The organism is Reyranella sp. (assembly GCF_965229815.1).
Classification (GTDB): domain Bacteria; phylum Pseudomonadota; class Alphaproteobacteria; order Reyranellales; family Reyranellaceae; genus Reyranella.
This window is the reverse complement of the sequence record NZ_CBDDJN010000002.1, coordinates 830,708-845,309: the sequence shown is the minus strand read 5'-3', so window position 1 is coordinate 845,309 and position 14,602 is coordinate 830,708. Positions and strand designations below refer to the sequence as shown.

Annotated in this window: 10 protein-coding genes; 9 read left to right on the top strand and 1 reads right to left on the bottom strand. The window is 69.8% G+C overall.

Translation table 11 applies throughout. The features are described 5' to 3' along the window. Positions 1-34: 34 nt before the first annotated feature. From ACO073_RS04600 to ACO073_RS04560, 9 genes are all read left to right on the top strand, one after another. The gene (locus ACO073_RS04600; protein WP_421995735.1) at positions 35-943 is read left to right on the top strand and encodes a sugar ABC transporter substrate-binding protein; all 909 of its coding nucleotides are present in this window, start codon (positions 35-37) and stop codon (positions 941-943) included. Between the two features lie 9 nt (positions 944-952). Then, the gene (locus ACO073_RS04595; protein ID WP_421995733.1) at positions 953-1,279 is read left to right on the top strand and encodes a ComEA family DNA-binding protein; all 327 of its coding nucleotides are present in this window, start codon (positions 953-955) and stop codon (positions 1,277-1,279) included. 42 nt (positions 1,280-1,321) lie between these two features. Further along, the gene (gene mnmE, locus ACO073_RS04590; RefSeq protein WP_421995731.1) at positions 1,322-2,668 is read left to right on the top strand and encodes a tRNA uridine-5-carboxymethylaminomethyl(34) synthesis GTPase MnmE; all 1,347 of its coding nucleotides are present in this window, start codon (positions 1,322-1,324) and stop codon (positions 2,666-2,668) included. Positions 2,669-2,769: 101 nt separating this feature from the next. Then, the gene (ligD, locus tag ACO073_RS04585) at positions 2,770-5,430 is read left to right on the top strand and encodes a DNA ligase D (protein ID WP_421995729.1); all 2,661 of its coding nucleotides are present in this window, start codon (positions 2,770-2,772) and stop codon (positions 5,428-5,430) included. A gap of 9 nt (positions 5,431-5,439) precedes the next feature. Then, a complete protein-coding gene (locus ACO073_RS04580; protein WP_421995727.1) occupies positions 5,440-6,387 on the top strand; it encodes a Ku protein in 948 nt (315 codons plus the stop codon). Between the two features lie 76 nt (positions 6,388-6,463). Further along, on the top strand, positions 6,464-8,326 hold the full coding sequence (gene mnmG, locus ACO073_RS04575; RefSeq protein WP_421995725.1) for a tRNA uridine-5-carboxymethylaminomethyl(34) synthesis enzyme MnmG: 1,863 nt from the start codon (positions 6,464-6,466) through the stop codon (positions 8,324-8,326). Then, positions 8,326-8,985 carry a 16S rRNA (guanine(527)-N(7))-methyltransferase RsmG gene (gene rsmG / locus ACO073_RS04570; protein ID WP_421995723.1) on the top strand — a complete coding sequence of 220 codons (660 nt, stop codon included), beginning with the start codon at positions 8,326-8,328 and terminating at the stop codon, positions 8,983-8,985. Before mnmG ends, rsmG begins: the two co-directional genes overlap by 1 nt. Further along, positions 8,915-9,772 carry a ParA family protein gene (locus ACO073_RS04565; RefSeq protein WP_421995721.1) on the top strand — a complete coding sequence of 286 codons (858 nt, stop codon included), beginning with the start codon at positions 8,915-8,917 and terminating at the stop codon, positions 9,770-9,772. The genes rsmG and ACO073_RS04565 overlap by 71 nt, the downstream gene beginning before the upstream one ends. Next, complete coding sequence (locus tag ACO073_RS04560) at positions 9,756-10,685, top strand: ParB/RepB/Spo0J family partition protein (protein WP_421995719.1); 930 nt, start codon at positions 9,756-9,758, stop codon at positions 10,683-10,685. Before ACO073_RS04565 ends, ACO073_RS04560 begins: the two co-directional genes overlap by 17 nt. An 18-nt stretch (positions 10,686-10,703) precedes the next feature. Here the strand turns inward: ACO073_RS04560 and ACO073_RS04555 are convergent, their stop codons facing one another. Continuing rightward, entirely contained in the window at positions 10,704-14,363 is a 3,660-nt protein-coding gene (locus ACO073_RS04555; RefSeq protein ID WP_421995717.1) for a PAS-domain containing protein, read from the bottom strand. Positions 14,364-14,602: the final 239 nt, after the last annotated feature.

Here is a 14,602-nt window from a genome sequence, read left to right as displayed (position 1 = left end):
ACGACTGGCTACGTCTCGCCTAATATAAGGGATCATGGCCCCGTCCCCCCGCCTCGCCGTCTTCACCAAGAACCGCGTCAACCCGGCCTACGCTGCGGCCCGGCTGGCGGCCGACCGGGTCGCCGCCGAGGCGGGCGCCCGGACCGTGCATTTCGTCCCCGAGACACCCGATGACCTCGCCCAGCAGCGGGCCCTGGTCGGCGAGGCACTGGCGATCGCGCCCGACGGCGTCGTGTTCGTGCCGGTCGACGACCGGCAGATGGGCCCCGACGTCGCCCGCTTCACCGCCGCCGGGATACCGGTCGTGGTCTGCATCAACCGCATGGACGGGCCGTTCGTGTCGGTCGTGGGATCGGACGACATCGCGGTGGGCCGCACGGCCGCGGGGGCCCTGTTCTCGGCGCTGGGCGGCAACGGCCGGATCGTGGCCCTGGAGGGTCCGGCGGGCGCACCGACCGGCCGCGACCGCAGCATAGGCCTCGGTCAGTTGCTCGAAGAAACGCCAGAGATCGTCCTGCTCGGCAGGGCTGGCGGGGCGTTCCAGCAACCGCCCGCCCGCGAGGCGATGGCGCGGCTCCTTGCCGAGCACCCGGCGATCGACGGGGTCTGGGCAGCGAACGATCTGATGGCCCTGGGGGCGCTCGACGCGCTGGCGGCCGCCGGGCGGACGGCCCGTGTGGTCGGCGTCAACGGCCTGCCCGAGGCGATCGAGCACATCGCCCGCGGCACGATGGTGGCGAGCGTCGACTTCAGCGCCTTCAACATCGCCGGCATTGCGACCCATGCCTTGCTGCGGCACCTGCGCGGCGAGTCCGTGCCGCCGTCGATCACCGTGCCGGCGGCGCTGATCGACAGCGGCAACTACCGGCAGTGGCAGGTCCCCTTCGCGCTGCGGCCGGTGCCGTCCTGGGACGAGATCGTTCCGCCGCGGCCGGCGGTGTAGACTGACCCGATGCAGAGGCGGCACTTCCTGGTCGGCCTGGCGCCGGCCGTCCTGACAGCCGAGGTCTGGGCTCAGTCGCGCGCCCCGTCGGCGGGCGGCGTCATCGACCTCAACAGCGCCAGCGCTGACGAGCTCATGAGCCTGGAAGGGATCGGCGAGGTCCGGGCCGACGCGATCGTGCGGGGCCGACCCTTCAAGGCCAAGACCGAGCTCGTCGAACGGCGCATCATTCCCGAAGCGCTCTACGACAGGATCGCCGACAAGGTGACCGCGCGACCGGTGCCCGGCACGCCGGCGCCCGCGCCCGCCCGCCCTCCGGGCCAGAAGCGCTCCTAGACGACGCCGCCACCGCGCGTCGCCATCCGTCATGGTCCGTCGATGAGCGACATCGCCACCATCTACGCGCTGGGCACGCCCGTCCCGTCGCGCGCCCAGCCTGGCGCGCTGGCGGTGGTGCGCCTGAGCGGCCCGCGCGCGGCCGACGCGCTGATGGTCCTCGCCGGCGGCAAGGCCCTGCCGCCGCCGCGGCGCCTTGCGCTGCGCACCGTGCGCGACCCGGCGAGTGGCGAGACGATCGACCGCGGCCTGGTCGTGTGGTTCGAGGCGCCGCACACCGAGACCGGCGAGACCATGGCCGAGCTGCATCTGCACGGCGGCCGCGCCGTGGTCGGGGGCGCGCTGGCGGCGATCGGCCGGCTCGACTTCTGCCGCCTGGCCGAGCCCGGCGAGTTCACGCGCCGCGCCTTCGAGAACGGCAAGCTCGACCTCACGGAGGCCGAAGGCATCGCCGACCTGGTCGCCGCCGAGACGGACCAGCAGCGCCGCCAGGCGCTGCAGCAGATGGATGGCGCCCTTCACCGGCTGTACGAGGATTGGCGCGGCCAGGGGCTCCGCCTGCTCGCCCATCTCGAGGCGGCGATCGACTTCCCCGACGAGGACCTGCCGTCCGGACTGGCCGACGACGTGCGCGGCGGGATCGACCGCCTGCGCGCGGCCATTGCCGACCACCTGGCCGACCGCCGTGGCGAGCGCCTGCGCGAAGGCCTGCACATCGCCATCATCGGGCCGCCCAACGCCGGCAAGTCGTCGCTGCTGAACCTGCTGGCGCGGCGCGATGCGGCCATCGTGTCGGAAACGGCGGGCACGACCCGCGACGTGATCGAGGTCCATCTCGACCTCGCGGGCTGGCCGGTGGTGCTGGCGGACACGGCGGGACTGCGCGATTCGCCCGACCGCATCGAGCAGGAAGGCGTGCGGCGGGCGCGGGCCCGTGCCGCCAGCGCCGACCTCCGGCTGCTGGTGCTGGACGCGACCGGCGACTGGCGCGGCTTGCGGCAGCAGGTCCTCGCCGCGACGCCGCAGTGGAATGCCGCCAGCGACATCGTGGTCGTCAACAAGACCGATCTGGCACCGGCGGCCGGGGACGATGCGGTGCCGCTCTCGGCGACGACAGGCGCCGGTCTGGCGGCATTGCTGGCGCGGATCGAGGCGGCGGCCGGGGCGCTGATGCAGGACAGCGGCCCGCCGCCGTTCACGCGGGCGCGTCACCGCGCTGCCCTGGTCGACTGCCAGGACGCGCTGGGCCGCGCGCTGCAGGCAACCGAGATCGCCCTCGCCGCCGAGGACCTGCGGCTGGCGCTTCGGGCGCTCGGCCGCATCACCGGCGTGGTGCGTGTCGAGGAGCTGCTCGACGTCATCTTCCGGGACTTCTGCATCGGCAAATGAGCGGCCGCCGCGCCGGCATGCGATAATGGCGCTGCCGGGACGGCGCAACGCGACGCCGCGCGGGCCGTTATGCCCCGCGGGTCGCAGGAACCGAGCAGCCCATGCGCAAGGACAATCTCACCTCTTATCGCGCCAAGCGCGACTTCAGCCGGACCGACGAGCCGTCGGGCAAGGCCAAGGTCGCGCCGGCGAAGCACCTGCGCTTCGTGATCCAGCGGCACGACGCGACCCGGCTGCACTACGATCTGCGACTGGAGCTGGATGGCGTGTTCAAGTCGTGGGCCATCACCAAGGGCCCTTCGCTCGACCCCTCGGTGAAGCGCCTGGCCGTCGAGGTCGAGGACCATCCGCTCGACTACGGCGACTTCGAGGGCACGATCCCCGAAGGCCAGTATGGCGGCGGCACCGTGCAGCTCTGGGACCGCGGTTTCTGGATGCCCGAAGGCGATCCGCACGAAGGGCTGAAGAAGGGCGACCTCAAGTTCGTCATGGAAGGCGACCGACTGCACGGAAGCTGGGTGCTGGTGCGCATGCGCTGGGACCGCCGCAAGGGCGGCGGCAAGCGGACGAACTGGCTGCTCATCAAGCATCGCGACGCGGCGGCGCGCAACGATTACGACGACGCGCTGCTCGAGGATCCGAAGTCCGTCGCGTCGGGCCGGACGCTGGAGCAGATCGCCGTCGGCACCGGCCGCGCGCCCACGCCCTTCATGACCGGCCGCAGGCGCACCGCCGGCGCCGTGTGGGACAGCCGCAAGAAGGACGGCGGCGAGCAGGCCGCGGCGCCCAGGTCCAACGCAAAGGCGCGCAAAGCGTCGTCGATGCCGGATTTCGTCGAGCCGCAGCTCTGCAAGCTGGTCGAGCGCGCGCCCTCGCAGGCGGGCTGGGGACACGAGGTGAAGTTCGACGGCTACCGCCTGCAACTCCGCGTCGGGGACGGCAAGGCGACGCTGCGGACGCGCAAGGGCCTCGACTGGACCGACAAGTTCGAGGCGATCGCGGACGCGGCGGCGAAGTTGCCGGACTGCCTGATCGACGGCGAGGCGGTGGCGCTCGACGCGCACGGCGCGCCGGACTTCGCGGCGCTGCAGGCGGCGCTCTCCGAGGGACAGTCGGGCAAGCTGATCTTCTTCGCCTTCGACCTGTTGTTCGCCGATGGCGAGGATCTGCGGCCGTTGCCGCTGCGCGAGCGCAAGGCGCGGCTGCAGGCCCTGCTCGGCAAGTTGCGCGGCAAGCACGCGACGCTGCGTTACGTCGAGCATTTCGAGACCGCGGGCGACACGGTGCTGAGCTCCGCCTGCCGCATGAACCTCGAGGGCATCGTGTCGAAGGAGCTCGATGCGCCCTACCGGTCCGGCCGCGGCGGCGGCTGGACCAAGGCCAAGTGCCGGGCCGGCCACGAGGTGGTGATCGGCGGCTGGACCAGCGAGGGTCCGCGCCTGCGCTCGCTGCTGGCCGGAGTCCACCGCGGGCACGGCAAGGACCGCAAGCTGGTCTATGTCGGCCGCGTCGGCACGGGCTTCGGCGCGGCGGTGATGCGCCGCTTGTTGCCACGCTTGCGCGAGGTCGAGAGCAAGACCAGTCCCTTCGCCGCCGGCGCCAGCCCGCCCAAGGAAGCGAACATGCACTGGGCGCGGCCCGATCTGGTGGCCGAGATCGAGTTCGCCGGCTGGACCGGCGCCGGCAATGTCCGGCAGGCCGCCTTCAAGGGGCTGCGTGCCGACAAGCCGGCGGACGAGGTCGAGGCCGAGAAGGCGGTGGAGCCGGTGCGCGCGAAGATGGCCAGGCCGGCGGCAAAGAAGCGATCGGCGGGCAAGGCACGGGGCGTCCGGTCGGGCGGCAGCAGCGGTGTCGGCGGCCGCGCCGAGGTGATGGGGGTTGCGATCTCCAACCCCGACAAGCCGCTGTGGCCCGACGAGGATCCACCGGTCACCAAGCTCGATCTGGCGCAATATTTCGAGGCGGTCGGCGACTGGATGATGCCGCATCTCAAGGGCCGGCCGTGCTCGATCGTGCGCACGCCCGACGGCATCACGGGTGAGCAGCGCTTCTTCCAGCGCCACGCCGCGCCCGGTACTTCCCATCTCCTCGAGCAGGTCAAGGTGAGTGGCGATCGCAAGCCCTACCTGCAGATCGACCGGGTGGAAGCCCTGGCTGCGGTGGCGCAGCTCGGCGCGACCGAGCTGCATCCCTGGAACTGTCAGCCCGGCGAACCCGATCTCCCGGGTCGCCTGGTGTTCGATCTCGATCCGGCGCCCGACGTGGCGTTCGGCGCCGTCATCAAGGCCGCGCTCGAAGTGCGCAAGCGGCTGGAGGCGCTCGGCCTCAAGACTTTCTGCAAGACGACCGGCGGCAAGGGCCTGCATGTCGTCGTGCCGCTGACGGACGATCCGAAGAGCCCGGACTGGGACGCGGCGAAAACGTTCGCCCGCGAGGTCTGCCGGCAGCTCGCGGAGGCGGCGCCCGACCGCTTCGTGCTCACGATGGCGAAGAAGGAACGGACGGGCCGCATCTTCCTCGACTATCTGCGGAACGACCGGACGGCGACGGCGGTGGCGCCGCTGTCGCCGCGGGCGCGCGACGGCGCCACCGTCTCGATGCCGCTCGACTGGACACAGGTGAAGGCGGGGCTGGATCCGCGCAGGTTCACCGTGCGCACCGCGCCGGGGCTGCTCAAGCGACGGAAACCGTGGGCGACCTATGCGCGTTCCGCCAGGCCATTGCGGTTGGCGATCGAGCGGCTGATCAAATCGAGTCGATGAGGAGCTGAGATGGCGAAGTCGAAGAAGAGCGCAGCGTCCAAGCGGACAAAGCACAAGGGGATGCGGCCGACCTGGGAGGGCCATCTGCGCCTCTCTCTCGTCACCTGCCCGGTCTCGCTCTACACCGCGACGGAGCGCGCCGCCGACGTGCACTTCAACCTGATCAACCCCAAGACCAACAACCGCATCCGCATGCAGACGGTCGACGCGGGCACCGGCGACGTCGTCGAGCGCGGCGAGCTCGTGAAGGGCTTTGCCGTCACGAAGAACAAGTACGTGCTGTTCGACAAGGACGAGCTCGATGCGGTGCGGCTGGACTCGACACGGGTGATCGATATCGAGGAATTCGTCGACGCCGCGGGGATCGACCGGATCTACTGGGACGAGCCCTACTATCTCGTGCCGTCGGGGAAGACCGGCATCGAGGCCTTCTCGGTGATCCGGGCCGCGATGGACAAGGAAGGAAAGGTGGCGCTCGGTCGTCTGGTGATGCACCAGCGCGAACACATGTGCGCGCTCGAACCGCGCGAGAGCGGCATCCTGCTCACCACGCTGCGCACGCACGACGAGGTCCGCGCGCTCGACGACGTATTCGACGGCGACCTGCCCAAGCCCGATGCGAAGATGCTGGAGATCGCGGCGAAGATCATCGAGCAGCAGGCGGCGGACTTCGATCCGAGCACCTTCAAGGACCGATACGAGGATGCGCTGCGCGAGCTCATCACGCGCAAGACCAAGGGCGAGGAGCTGGTGACGGCCGACCAGCCCGAGGAAGAGGAGAAGGTCGTCGATCTGATGGACGCACTGCGCCAGAGCCTGAAGGGCGCCGGGGGTCCGTCGCGCGACAAGGCGGACCGGTTCCTCGAAGCTCATGCCCGACGCGGCCCCGCCGAGCGCACGACCAAGGCCAAGCCCCGGGCGAAGCGCAAGACGGGTCGCCGCAAGCGCGCGGCCTGAGGGCGATCGCCGCTGTACTCGTACGGTTGCGGAGGCGGCTGGACCGGGCGGCTCGGAGGGGCGTAAAAGGCCCGCCATGCGGGCCTTTTCCTATGATGTGATCGTGGTGGGTGGCGGGCATGCCGGCTGCGAAGCGGCTGCCGCGGCTGCTCGCATGGGCGCGCGCACCCTGCTCCTCACCCATCGCGTCGACACGATCGGCGAGATGTCGTGCAACCCCGCGATCGGCGGCCTCGGCAAAGGACACCTGGTCCGCGAGATCGATGCTCTTGACGGCATCATGGGCCGGGCCATCGATCGGGCGGGCATCCAGTTCCGGACCCTCAACCTCTCGAAGGGGCCGGCCGTGCGCGGGCCGCGGGCGCAGGCCGATCGGAAGCTTTACCGCCACGCCGTGCAGGCGCTGTTGGCCGAGCAGGCCAATCTGGATATTCGCGCTGAGGCGGTTGCCGACATTATGGTTGATACAACTGGAGCTTGTATCGGCGTCGTGACGGAAGCGGGCCGGGAGATCGGCGCCGGCCGGGTCATCCTCACCACCGGGACCTTCCTGCGCGGCCTCATCCACTGCGGCGAGGTACGAATGGAAGCTGGCCGGGCGCGCGGCGATGGCGTCGAGCCGCCGTCGACGGCGCTCGCGCTGACGCTCCAGCGGCTCGGTTTCCGGCTGGGTCGGCTCAAGACCGGGACACCGGCCCGGCTCGACGGGCGAACGATCGACTATGCGCAGCTTGAGCGTCAGGACGGCGATGACCCGCCGCAGCCGTTCTCCTTCCTGACCGATCGCATCACGACGCCGCAGGTCGTCTGCCACATCACCGCGACCACGCCGGCAACCCATGAACTGATCCGGGCCAACCTCCATCGCGCCCCGATGTACTCCGGCGCGATCGAGAGCGTCGGCCCGCGCTATTGCCCCTCGATCGAGGACAAGGTCGTCCGGTTCGGCCAGCGGGAGCGCCACCAGATCTTCCTGGAGCCGGAAGGCCTGGACGACGACACGGTCTATCCCAACGGGATTTCGACCTCGCTGCCGCGCGAGGTCCAGCTGGAAATGCTGCGGACGATTCCGGGGCTGGAGCGGGCGGTCATGCGCCGGGCGGGCTATGCCATCGAGTACGATCATATCGACCCCCGGGAGCTGAAGCCCACGCTCGAGACGCGACGCGTGCCGGGCCTCTTCATGGCCGGGCAGATCAACGGCACCACGGGATACGAAGAGGCGGCGGCCCAAGGGTTGCTGGCGGGGTTGAATGCTGCCGCTGCGGAGCCGTTCACGATCGACCGCGCCGAAGGCTATCTCGGGGTGCTGGTCGACGATCTGGTGAGTCTGGGTGTCACCGAACCCTACCGGATGTTCACCTCCCGGGCCGAGTATCGGCTCTGGCTGCGGGCGGACAATGCGGACCGGCGGCTCACGCCGCGCGGGCTGGCGATCGGCTGCGTGTCAGATAATCGGCGCCGAGCGTTTCACGTGAAACAATCCCGGCTGGCCGAGAGCCGCGTCCTGGCGGAGCGCTTGTCCCTCAGCCCTACGGCCCTGGCCCGGCGCGGTATCGCCATCAACCAGGATGGTATTCCTCGCTCGGCCCTGGAGCTGATGGCTCACCCTGCCGTCGGCTGGAAGCAGATCATCGGGCTTTGGCCGGAACTCGGAGTGCTGGAATCGGATATCGTCGAGCAACTGACCATCGACGCCCGATACGAAGGCTATCTCGACCGGCAGCGAGCGGACATCGCTGCCTACCGGCGTGACGAGGCGCTGACGCTGCCAGGCGACCTCGACTACAGCCGCGTGGGCGGGCTCTCGAACGAAGTTCGCCAGAAGCTCGAGGGACAGCGGCCAGCAACCCTTGGCCAGGCGGCGCGCATCTCCGGGATGACGCCAGCGGCGCTCGTAGGCTTGCTCAAGTTCGTGCGCCGCCGGACGGCGGCCTGATGGCCGCGCCGGCCGATGGTCCCGGCGCCTTCAGTGCGGCGATGGCCGGCCTCGGTCGGCCTGTTTCACGTGAAACACTCGGGCGGCTCGAGGCCTTCGTTGCCACTCTCAACCGGTGGCAGAAGGCGATCAACCTCGTAGGGCCGTCCACACTACCCCTGGTATGGGAGCGGCATGTCCTCGACTCGGCCCAACTCGAGCCTCTGATACCCCCGGAGGCCAGAACGCTGGCCGATCTCGGCACGGGCGCTGGCTTCCCGGGGCTGGTCCTGGCCGCGATGCGCCCTGACCTGCAGGTGACCCTTGTCGAGGTCGACGGCCGAAAGGCCGCGTTCCTGGGAGAAGCCGCCCGCCAGATGGCCTTGCCGGTGCCGCCCCGCATCGTGGTCGCCCGGATTGAAGCCGCGCCGCCCTCCCGAGCCGACGTGGTCACGGCCCGGGCCTTGGCGCCGCTGGACCAATTGCTGGCCTGGGCCGACCGGCACCGAAACGATCACGCTATTAGCCTTTTCCACAAGGGGAAAGGCTGGCAGGGTGAACTGACCCAAGCCATGAAGAGCTGGGACGTTTCAAGTCAACCCCTCGCCAGTGCCACCGATCGTGACGCCGTCATCCTCCGAATCGACGCCTTCGCCCGCCCAGATCTTCGCGATCGCTAACCAGAAAGGCGGCGTGGGAAAAACCACGACTGCCGTCAACCTGGCGACGGCCCTGGCCGCCGTCGGCGAAAGCGTGCTGCTGATCGACCTCGATCCTCAAGGCAACGCGTCGACGGGCCTCGGTGTGTCCAGAAGTGAGCGCTCACCTGGGTCATACGAATTTCTGCTGGGCCTGGCGCCCCTCACCGACTGCACGCGCGAGTCAAAGATTCCCGGATTGTCCGTCATGCCGGCGTCGGTCGCCCTGGCCGGCGCCGAGATCGAGCTGATCGACCTCGAGCGCCGCGAGCATCGGCTGGCCGATGCCCTGAACGCGCCGGGCGCCGACGCCCGCCAGCGCTGGACGACGATCCTGATCGACTGTCCTCCCTCGCTCGGGCTGGTGACCCTCAATGCCCTCGTGGCCGTCGATGCGGTCCTGGTGCCGCTCCAGGCAGAGTTCCTTGCCCTCGAAGGCATCGGCGCCCTGTCGAACACCGTGGCCCGCATCAAGAAGAACCTCAATCCCAAGTTGTATATCGCAGGGGTCGTCCTGACCATGGTCGATCGCCGCATGACGCTCAGCCAACAGGTGGAGGCCGACGTGCGCGCCCATTTCGGCGACCTCGTGTTCGGCACCACGATCCCGCGCAACGTGCGCATCGCCGAGGCGCCGTCGCACGGCATGCCCGTGCTCATCTACGACAATGCCTGCGCCGGTGCCCAGGCCTACATCCTGCTGGCGAGCGAGTTCATCCGCCGCCGGCGCACCGCCACCGAGAGCCCGTCCCATGAGCCAGCTTCCTAAGCCGCGCGGCCTCGGCCGCGGCCTGTCCGCCCTGCTCGGCGACGACGAAGTCGCCGCCACCGTGACCGCGCCGGTGCCTGAGCCGGTGGCCCCGCGCCCCGCCGCGGGCCGTGCGCCGCTCAGCGTGCCGATCACCCAACTCAAGCCCGGCAAGATGCAGCCGCGGACGACGTTCGAGGACATCGACACGCTGATCGAGTCGATCAGGGAGTTTGGCCTCCTGCAACCTATCCTTGTGCGTCCCGTCGCCGGCCAGGCCGACAGCTACGAGATCATCGCCGGCGAGCGGCGGTGGCGGGCGGCGCAGAAGGCGCAGCTCCACGAGGTGCCGATCGTCGTCCGCACCATGGCCGACAAGGATGCGCTGCAGATCGGCCTGATCGAGAACCTGCAGCGCGCCGACCTGACGCCGGTCGACGAGGCCCAGGGCTATCGCCGGCTGGCCGAGGAGTTCTCCCAGACCCAGGAGGAAATCGCCCGCACCGTGGGCAAGAGCCGGCCCCATGTCGCCAACACGCTGCGGTTGCTCGACCTGCCGGACCCGGTCCAGGACATGCTGCGCAAGGGCGAGTTGCTGGCCGGGCAGGCGCGCGCGCTGATCGGCGTCCCCGACCCGCTGGCGCTGGCCCGGCGCGCGGTGGCCGAAAAGCTGACGGCACGCGACCTCGAACGGCTGGGCGGCGCCCTCAAGGGTTTCGGCAAGCCCGGCGGCGCGGGCGGCCGCCCGTCGGCCGCCAGGGCGGAAGCGACCAAGACCGCCGATACGCGCGCCCTCGAGAAGCGCCTCGAGGAGGCGCTCGGCCTCAAGGCCGATCTCAAGCTGCGGGGCCTGGGCGAGCAGAGCCTGCTCACCCTCGAGATCAGGGACTTCGATCAGCTCGACACGGTCGTCGATCGCCTGACGCGGCGCTAAGACGGCCGTCGGTCGGCGTCACGCTGTCGGGGTATCGCCGGCCGCTGTCGCCAGGGCCGCTGCCACGCGACGCCACTCCGCCAGCACCGCCGACACCGCGGCCTCGTCCCGGGTGCGTTCCAGCGCGGCCGCCAGATCGCCCAGCCGCATGGCACCGGCCGCACGCGCCGCGCCCTTGAACTTGTGGGCCAGGTCGGCCAGCCCTTCAGAATCCGACTCGGCGGCGGCAATCTCGGCGGCGAGGCTGGCGCCCGCCTCCGCGAAGCGGCGGAGCACGCGCCCGATGGTGGCCTCGCTGTCGCCGAACATCTGCGCCAGCACCGAGCGATCGATGGCGCCGTCGGCCACGGCCACCGTCGAGGCGGTCGGCGCGGCCGCCGCCGTCATCCAGCGCTCGACGGTCTCGCGCAGGCGATCGAGGGTCAGCGGCTTGGTGAGATAGCCATCCATCCCGGCTGCCAGGCAGCGATCGGCCTCGCCCTTCAGCGCGTTGGCCGTGAGCGCCACGATCGGGGTCCGTCGCCCGTCGCGGGCCAGCATCTCCTCGGCGCGAATCTGGCGCGTCAGCTCGAAGCCGTCCATGTCGGGCATGTGGATGTCGGTGAGCACGAGGTCGTACGGCCTCTCGCGCCACTTGGTGAGCGCCTCCAGCCCGTTGGCCGCCGTGTCGACCGGCACCCCCAGGATCTCGAGCTGACCCATCAGAACCTGGAGATTGACCGGATAGTCGTCGACCGCCAGCACGGTCCCGATCATGCCGCCGCCGTGGGCGGTCGTCTCCGCTCCACGATGCGCAACGGGCGCGGTCGCCACGCCGAGCGAGAGCGTGACCGTGAAGGTCGAGCCCTTGCCCGCGACGCTGCGCGCGCGCGCCTCGCCGCCCATCAGCTCGGCCAGGCGTCGCACGATCGACAGGCCGAGCCCGGTGCCGCCATAGCGCCGCGTCGTCGAACTGTCGGCCTGGGCAAAGGGCTGGAACACCCTTCCCGCCTGTTCGTCCGTCATGCCGATCCCGGTATCCTCGACGATCAGCTCGAGCTCGACCCGGCCATCGACGATCGATCGGGCGCGGGCGTCGATCCTGACCTCGCCGACCTCCGTGAACTTGATGGCGTTGCCGATCAGGTTGAACAGGATCTGCCGCACGCGCGTGGCGTCGCCGCTCAGCAGGTTCGGCGTGCCGGGGTCGACCGAGGTCGTGATGGCGATGCCCTTGCGCTCGGCCTGCACCGAAAGCGTGTCGGCGGTCCCCTCGACGAGGGCCCGCAGCTGGAACGGCACCTCCTCGAGCTCCATGTGGCCGGCCTCGATCTTGGAGAAGTCGAGCACGTCGTCGATGATGCGCAGCAGCGCCGCCGCCGACGTCCTGACGGTCCGAACGAGCCGCTTCTGGCGTTCGCTGAGGGGCTCGCGTTCCAGCAGCTCGGCCGTGCCGATGACGCCGTTCATGGGCGTGCGAATCTCGTGGCTGATGGTGGCGAGGAAGGTCGACTTGGCCTGGTTGGCCGCCTCCGCCGCATCGCGCGCCCGCTCGAGCTCGAACTCGCGATCCTTTACTTCCGTGATGTCGCGCGAGGTCGCCAGGGTATAGCCGCCTTCGAGGGGCTGGAACGCGAATGCCATGTAGCGGCCGGACGGAAGCCGTCGCTCCGACCGGCTGCCGCAGGGATCGAAGACCCGGGCGACCCGCTGCTCCAGCGAGAGCGGCCGGCCGTCCTCGTCGAAATGGTGGTCGCCGCTCACGATCTGGTGACGGATGATGTCCTCCAGCTTGAGGCCCCGTTTGTCGAGAGACAGATGCTCGGCCGGCCTCCAGACCTCGCGATTGCCGTAGGCGATCCGGTGTTGCGGATCGAACAGCGTGATCCCCATCGGCAAGGCGTTGAGCACGGTGGCCATGAGCTTCTGGGCCGCCGCCACCTCGTCCCGCGCCTTCTCGACGTCGATCTGCCGTTGCCTGATCTCAGTGATGTCGCGGTACATGCCCAGCGTTCGACCGTCGCCCACCGGGCAGAAGGTGAACTCGACGTGCCGGCCGTTGGGAAGGGCGCGATCGAAGCGGCTGCCTTCGGGCGCGAGCACGCGGGCGACCCGCTCCTCGACCGACAGGACCTTGCCGTTCTCGACCGGCGAATCGCCGGCGGCGACCAGGTTCTCGATGATGGCGTCGAGGGTCGAGCCGAGCTGCGGCCGGCCGAAGCCGAAGTCCGCCATCTGCTCCCGGAGCGCCTTGTTGGCGTAGATCAGCCGGCGGTTGGCGTCGAACAGCGTGACGCCGTCGGGCATGCCTTCGAGGACGGTATTCATGAGCCGGTATGTGGCGGCAAGCTCGTCGCGCGCGCGTTCCAACTCGAGTTGCCGTTCGCGCAGGTCGGTGACGTCGCGATGCAGGCCGAGCGTGCGGCCATCGTCGATCGGCCTGAAGCTCAACTCGACATGGCGTCCGGACGGATGCCGGCGCACGAAGCGGCTGCCCTCGGGGGCGAAGGTGCGATCCACGCGCTCCTCGACCGACAGGTTGGCCGCCCGCTCGGACAGCAACTCGCCCCCTTCCTTGAGGCCCCGGGCGATCTCGCTCATGTTCCGGCCGACGCGCAGCACCCCTGGCGCGATTCCATCGGTCTGCTCGAGGACGGCCTTGTTGGCGTAGATGAGCGTGCGGTCCGCGTCGAACAGCGTGACGCCGTCGGGCATGCCCTCGAGCACCGTGCTCATCAGGCGATGGGCGGCCGCCACTTCGTCGCGCGCCCTCTCGAGATCGATTCGCCGCTCGATGTGCTCGGTGATGTCGCGATAAATCCCCAGCGTCCGGCCGTCGCCGAGGGGGCGGAAGTTGAACTCGATGTGCCGTCCGGACGGCAGCTTGCGATTGAAGCGGACGCCGTCGGGATGGCGCATGCGCGCCACGCGCTCCTCGACCGAGAGGACGCGGCCGCCTTCCTCGGCATGGTCGCCGGCCGCGTCCTGCAGGCGGATCAGGTCGTGGATCCTGAGGCCGGTGGCCACGCTCGATTCGGGAAGCCCGAAGATGCGGCGCACCGCCGTGTTCATGTAGGCGATGCGGTCGTCGGCATCGAGGACGCCGATCCCGTCGGTCATGCTTTCCAGCATCGTGTCCGTGAGCTGGTGCGCGGCCGCCAGCTCGTCCCGCGCCTTCTCCAGCTCGTCCTGCCGTTGCCGATGATCGGTGACGTCCCGGCAGACGCAGAGCGTGTAGCCATTCGACAACGGCTGGAGGTTGAATTCGAGCTGTCGTCCCGAGGGCAGGCGGCGTTCGAAGCGGCTGCCGTGCGGATCCGTGAGGCGCGCGATCCGCTCCTCGACCGTGAGCGGCCTGCCGTCGACCGCGGCCCGGCCGTCGCCGGCCGCGACCTGCGCCTCGACGATTTCCCGGACCGTCATGCCGAGCCGGACCGTGCCGCGCGGCAGGTCGAAGATTTCCGAATCGTCGAGGCCGCGGTTCAGGTACGCGACCCGTTGATGCCGATCGAGCAGGCCCACACCGTCGGGCATGCCCGTCAGCACGGCTTCCAGCAGCTCCTGGCTTTCCGCCGCCTCGCGACGGGCCCGCCTGGCGGCAAGCCGGGCCGCCTCGGCCTCGACGCGGGCCGTCCGCAGCTCTTCACGCAGCGCCTCGACCTCTTCGGCGCCCGGGGGCGTAGGGGACCGTGTGGACATTCTGCCCTTCTAGATCAGCCCTGCGCCCGCGCTGTTTCGCAACGGTAACACGGCCCGTCTTAAATGTTTCGTGGGTTTCGCGAGGACGGCCAATGGAGAAGCGGGATTCCCCTCTTTTGCCTCCGGCAGTGAAGTTTTTCCGTCACGCAGCCGAAAAGAGCGAAAGATATCGCCGATACAACCGTAACATGGAAGGGGGTTTCCCGCTCTTCGTGCGTGCGGTAGAAATTTCTCAGTGG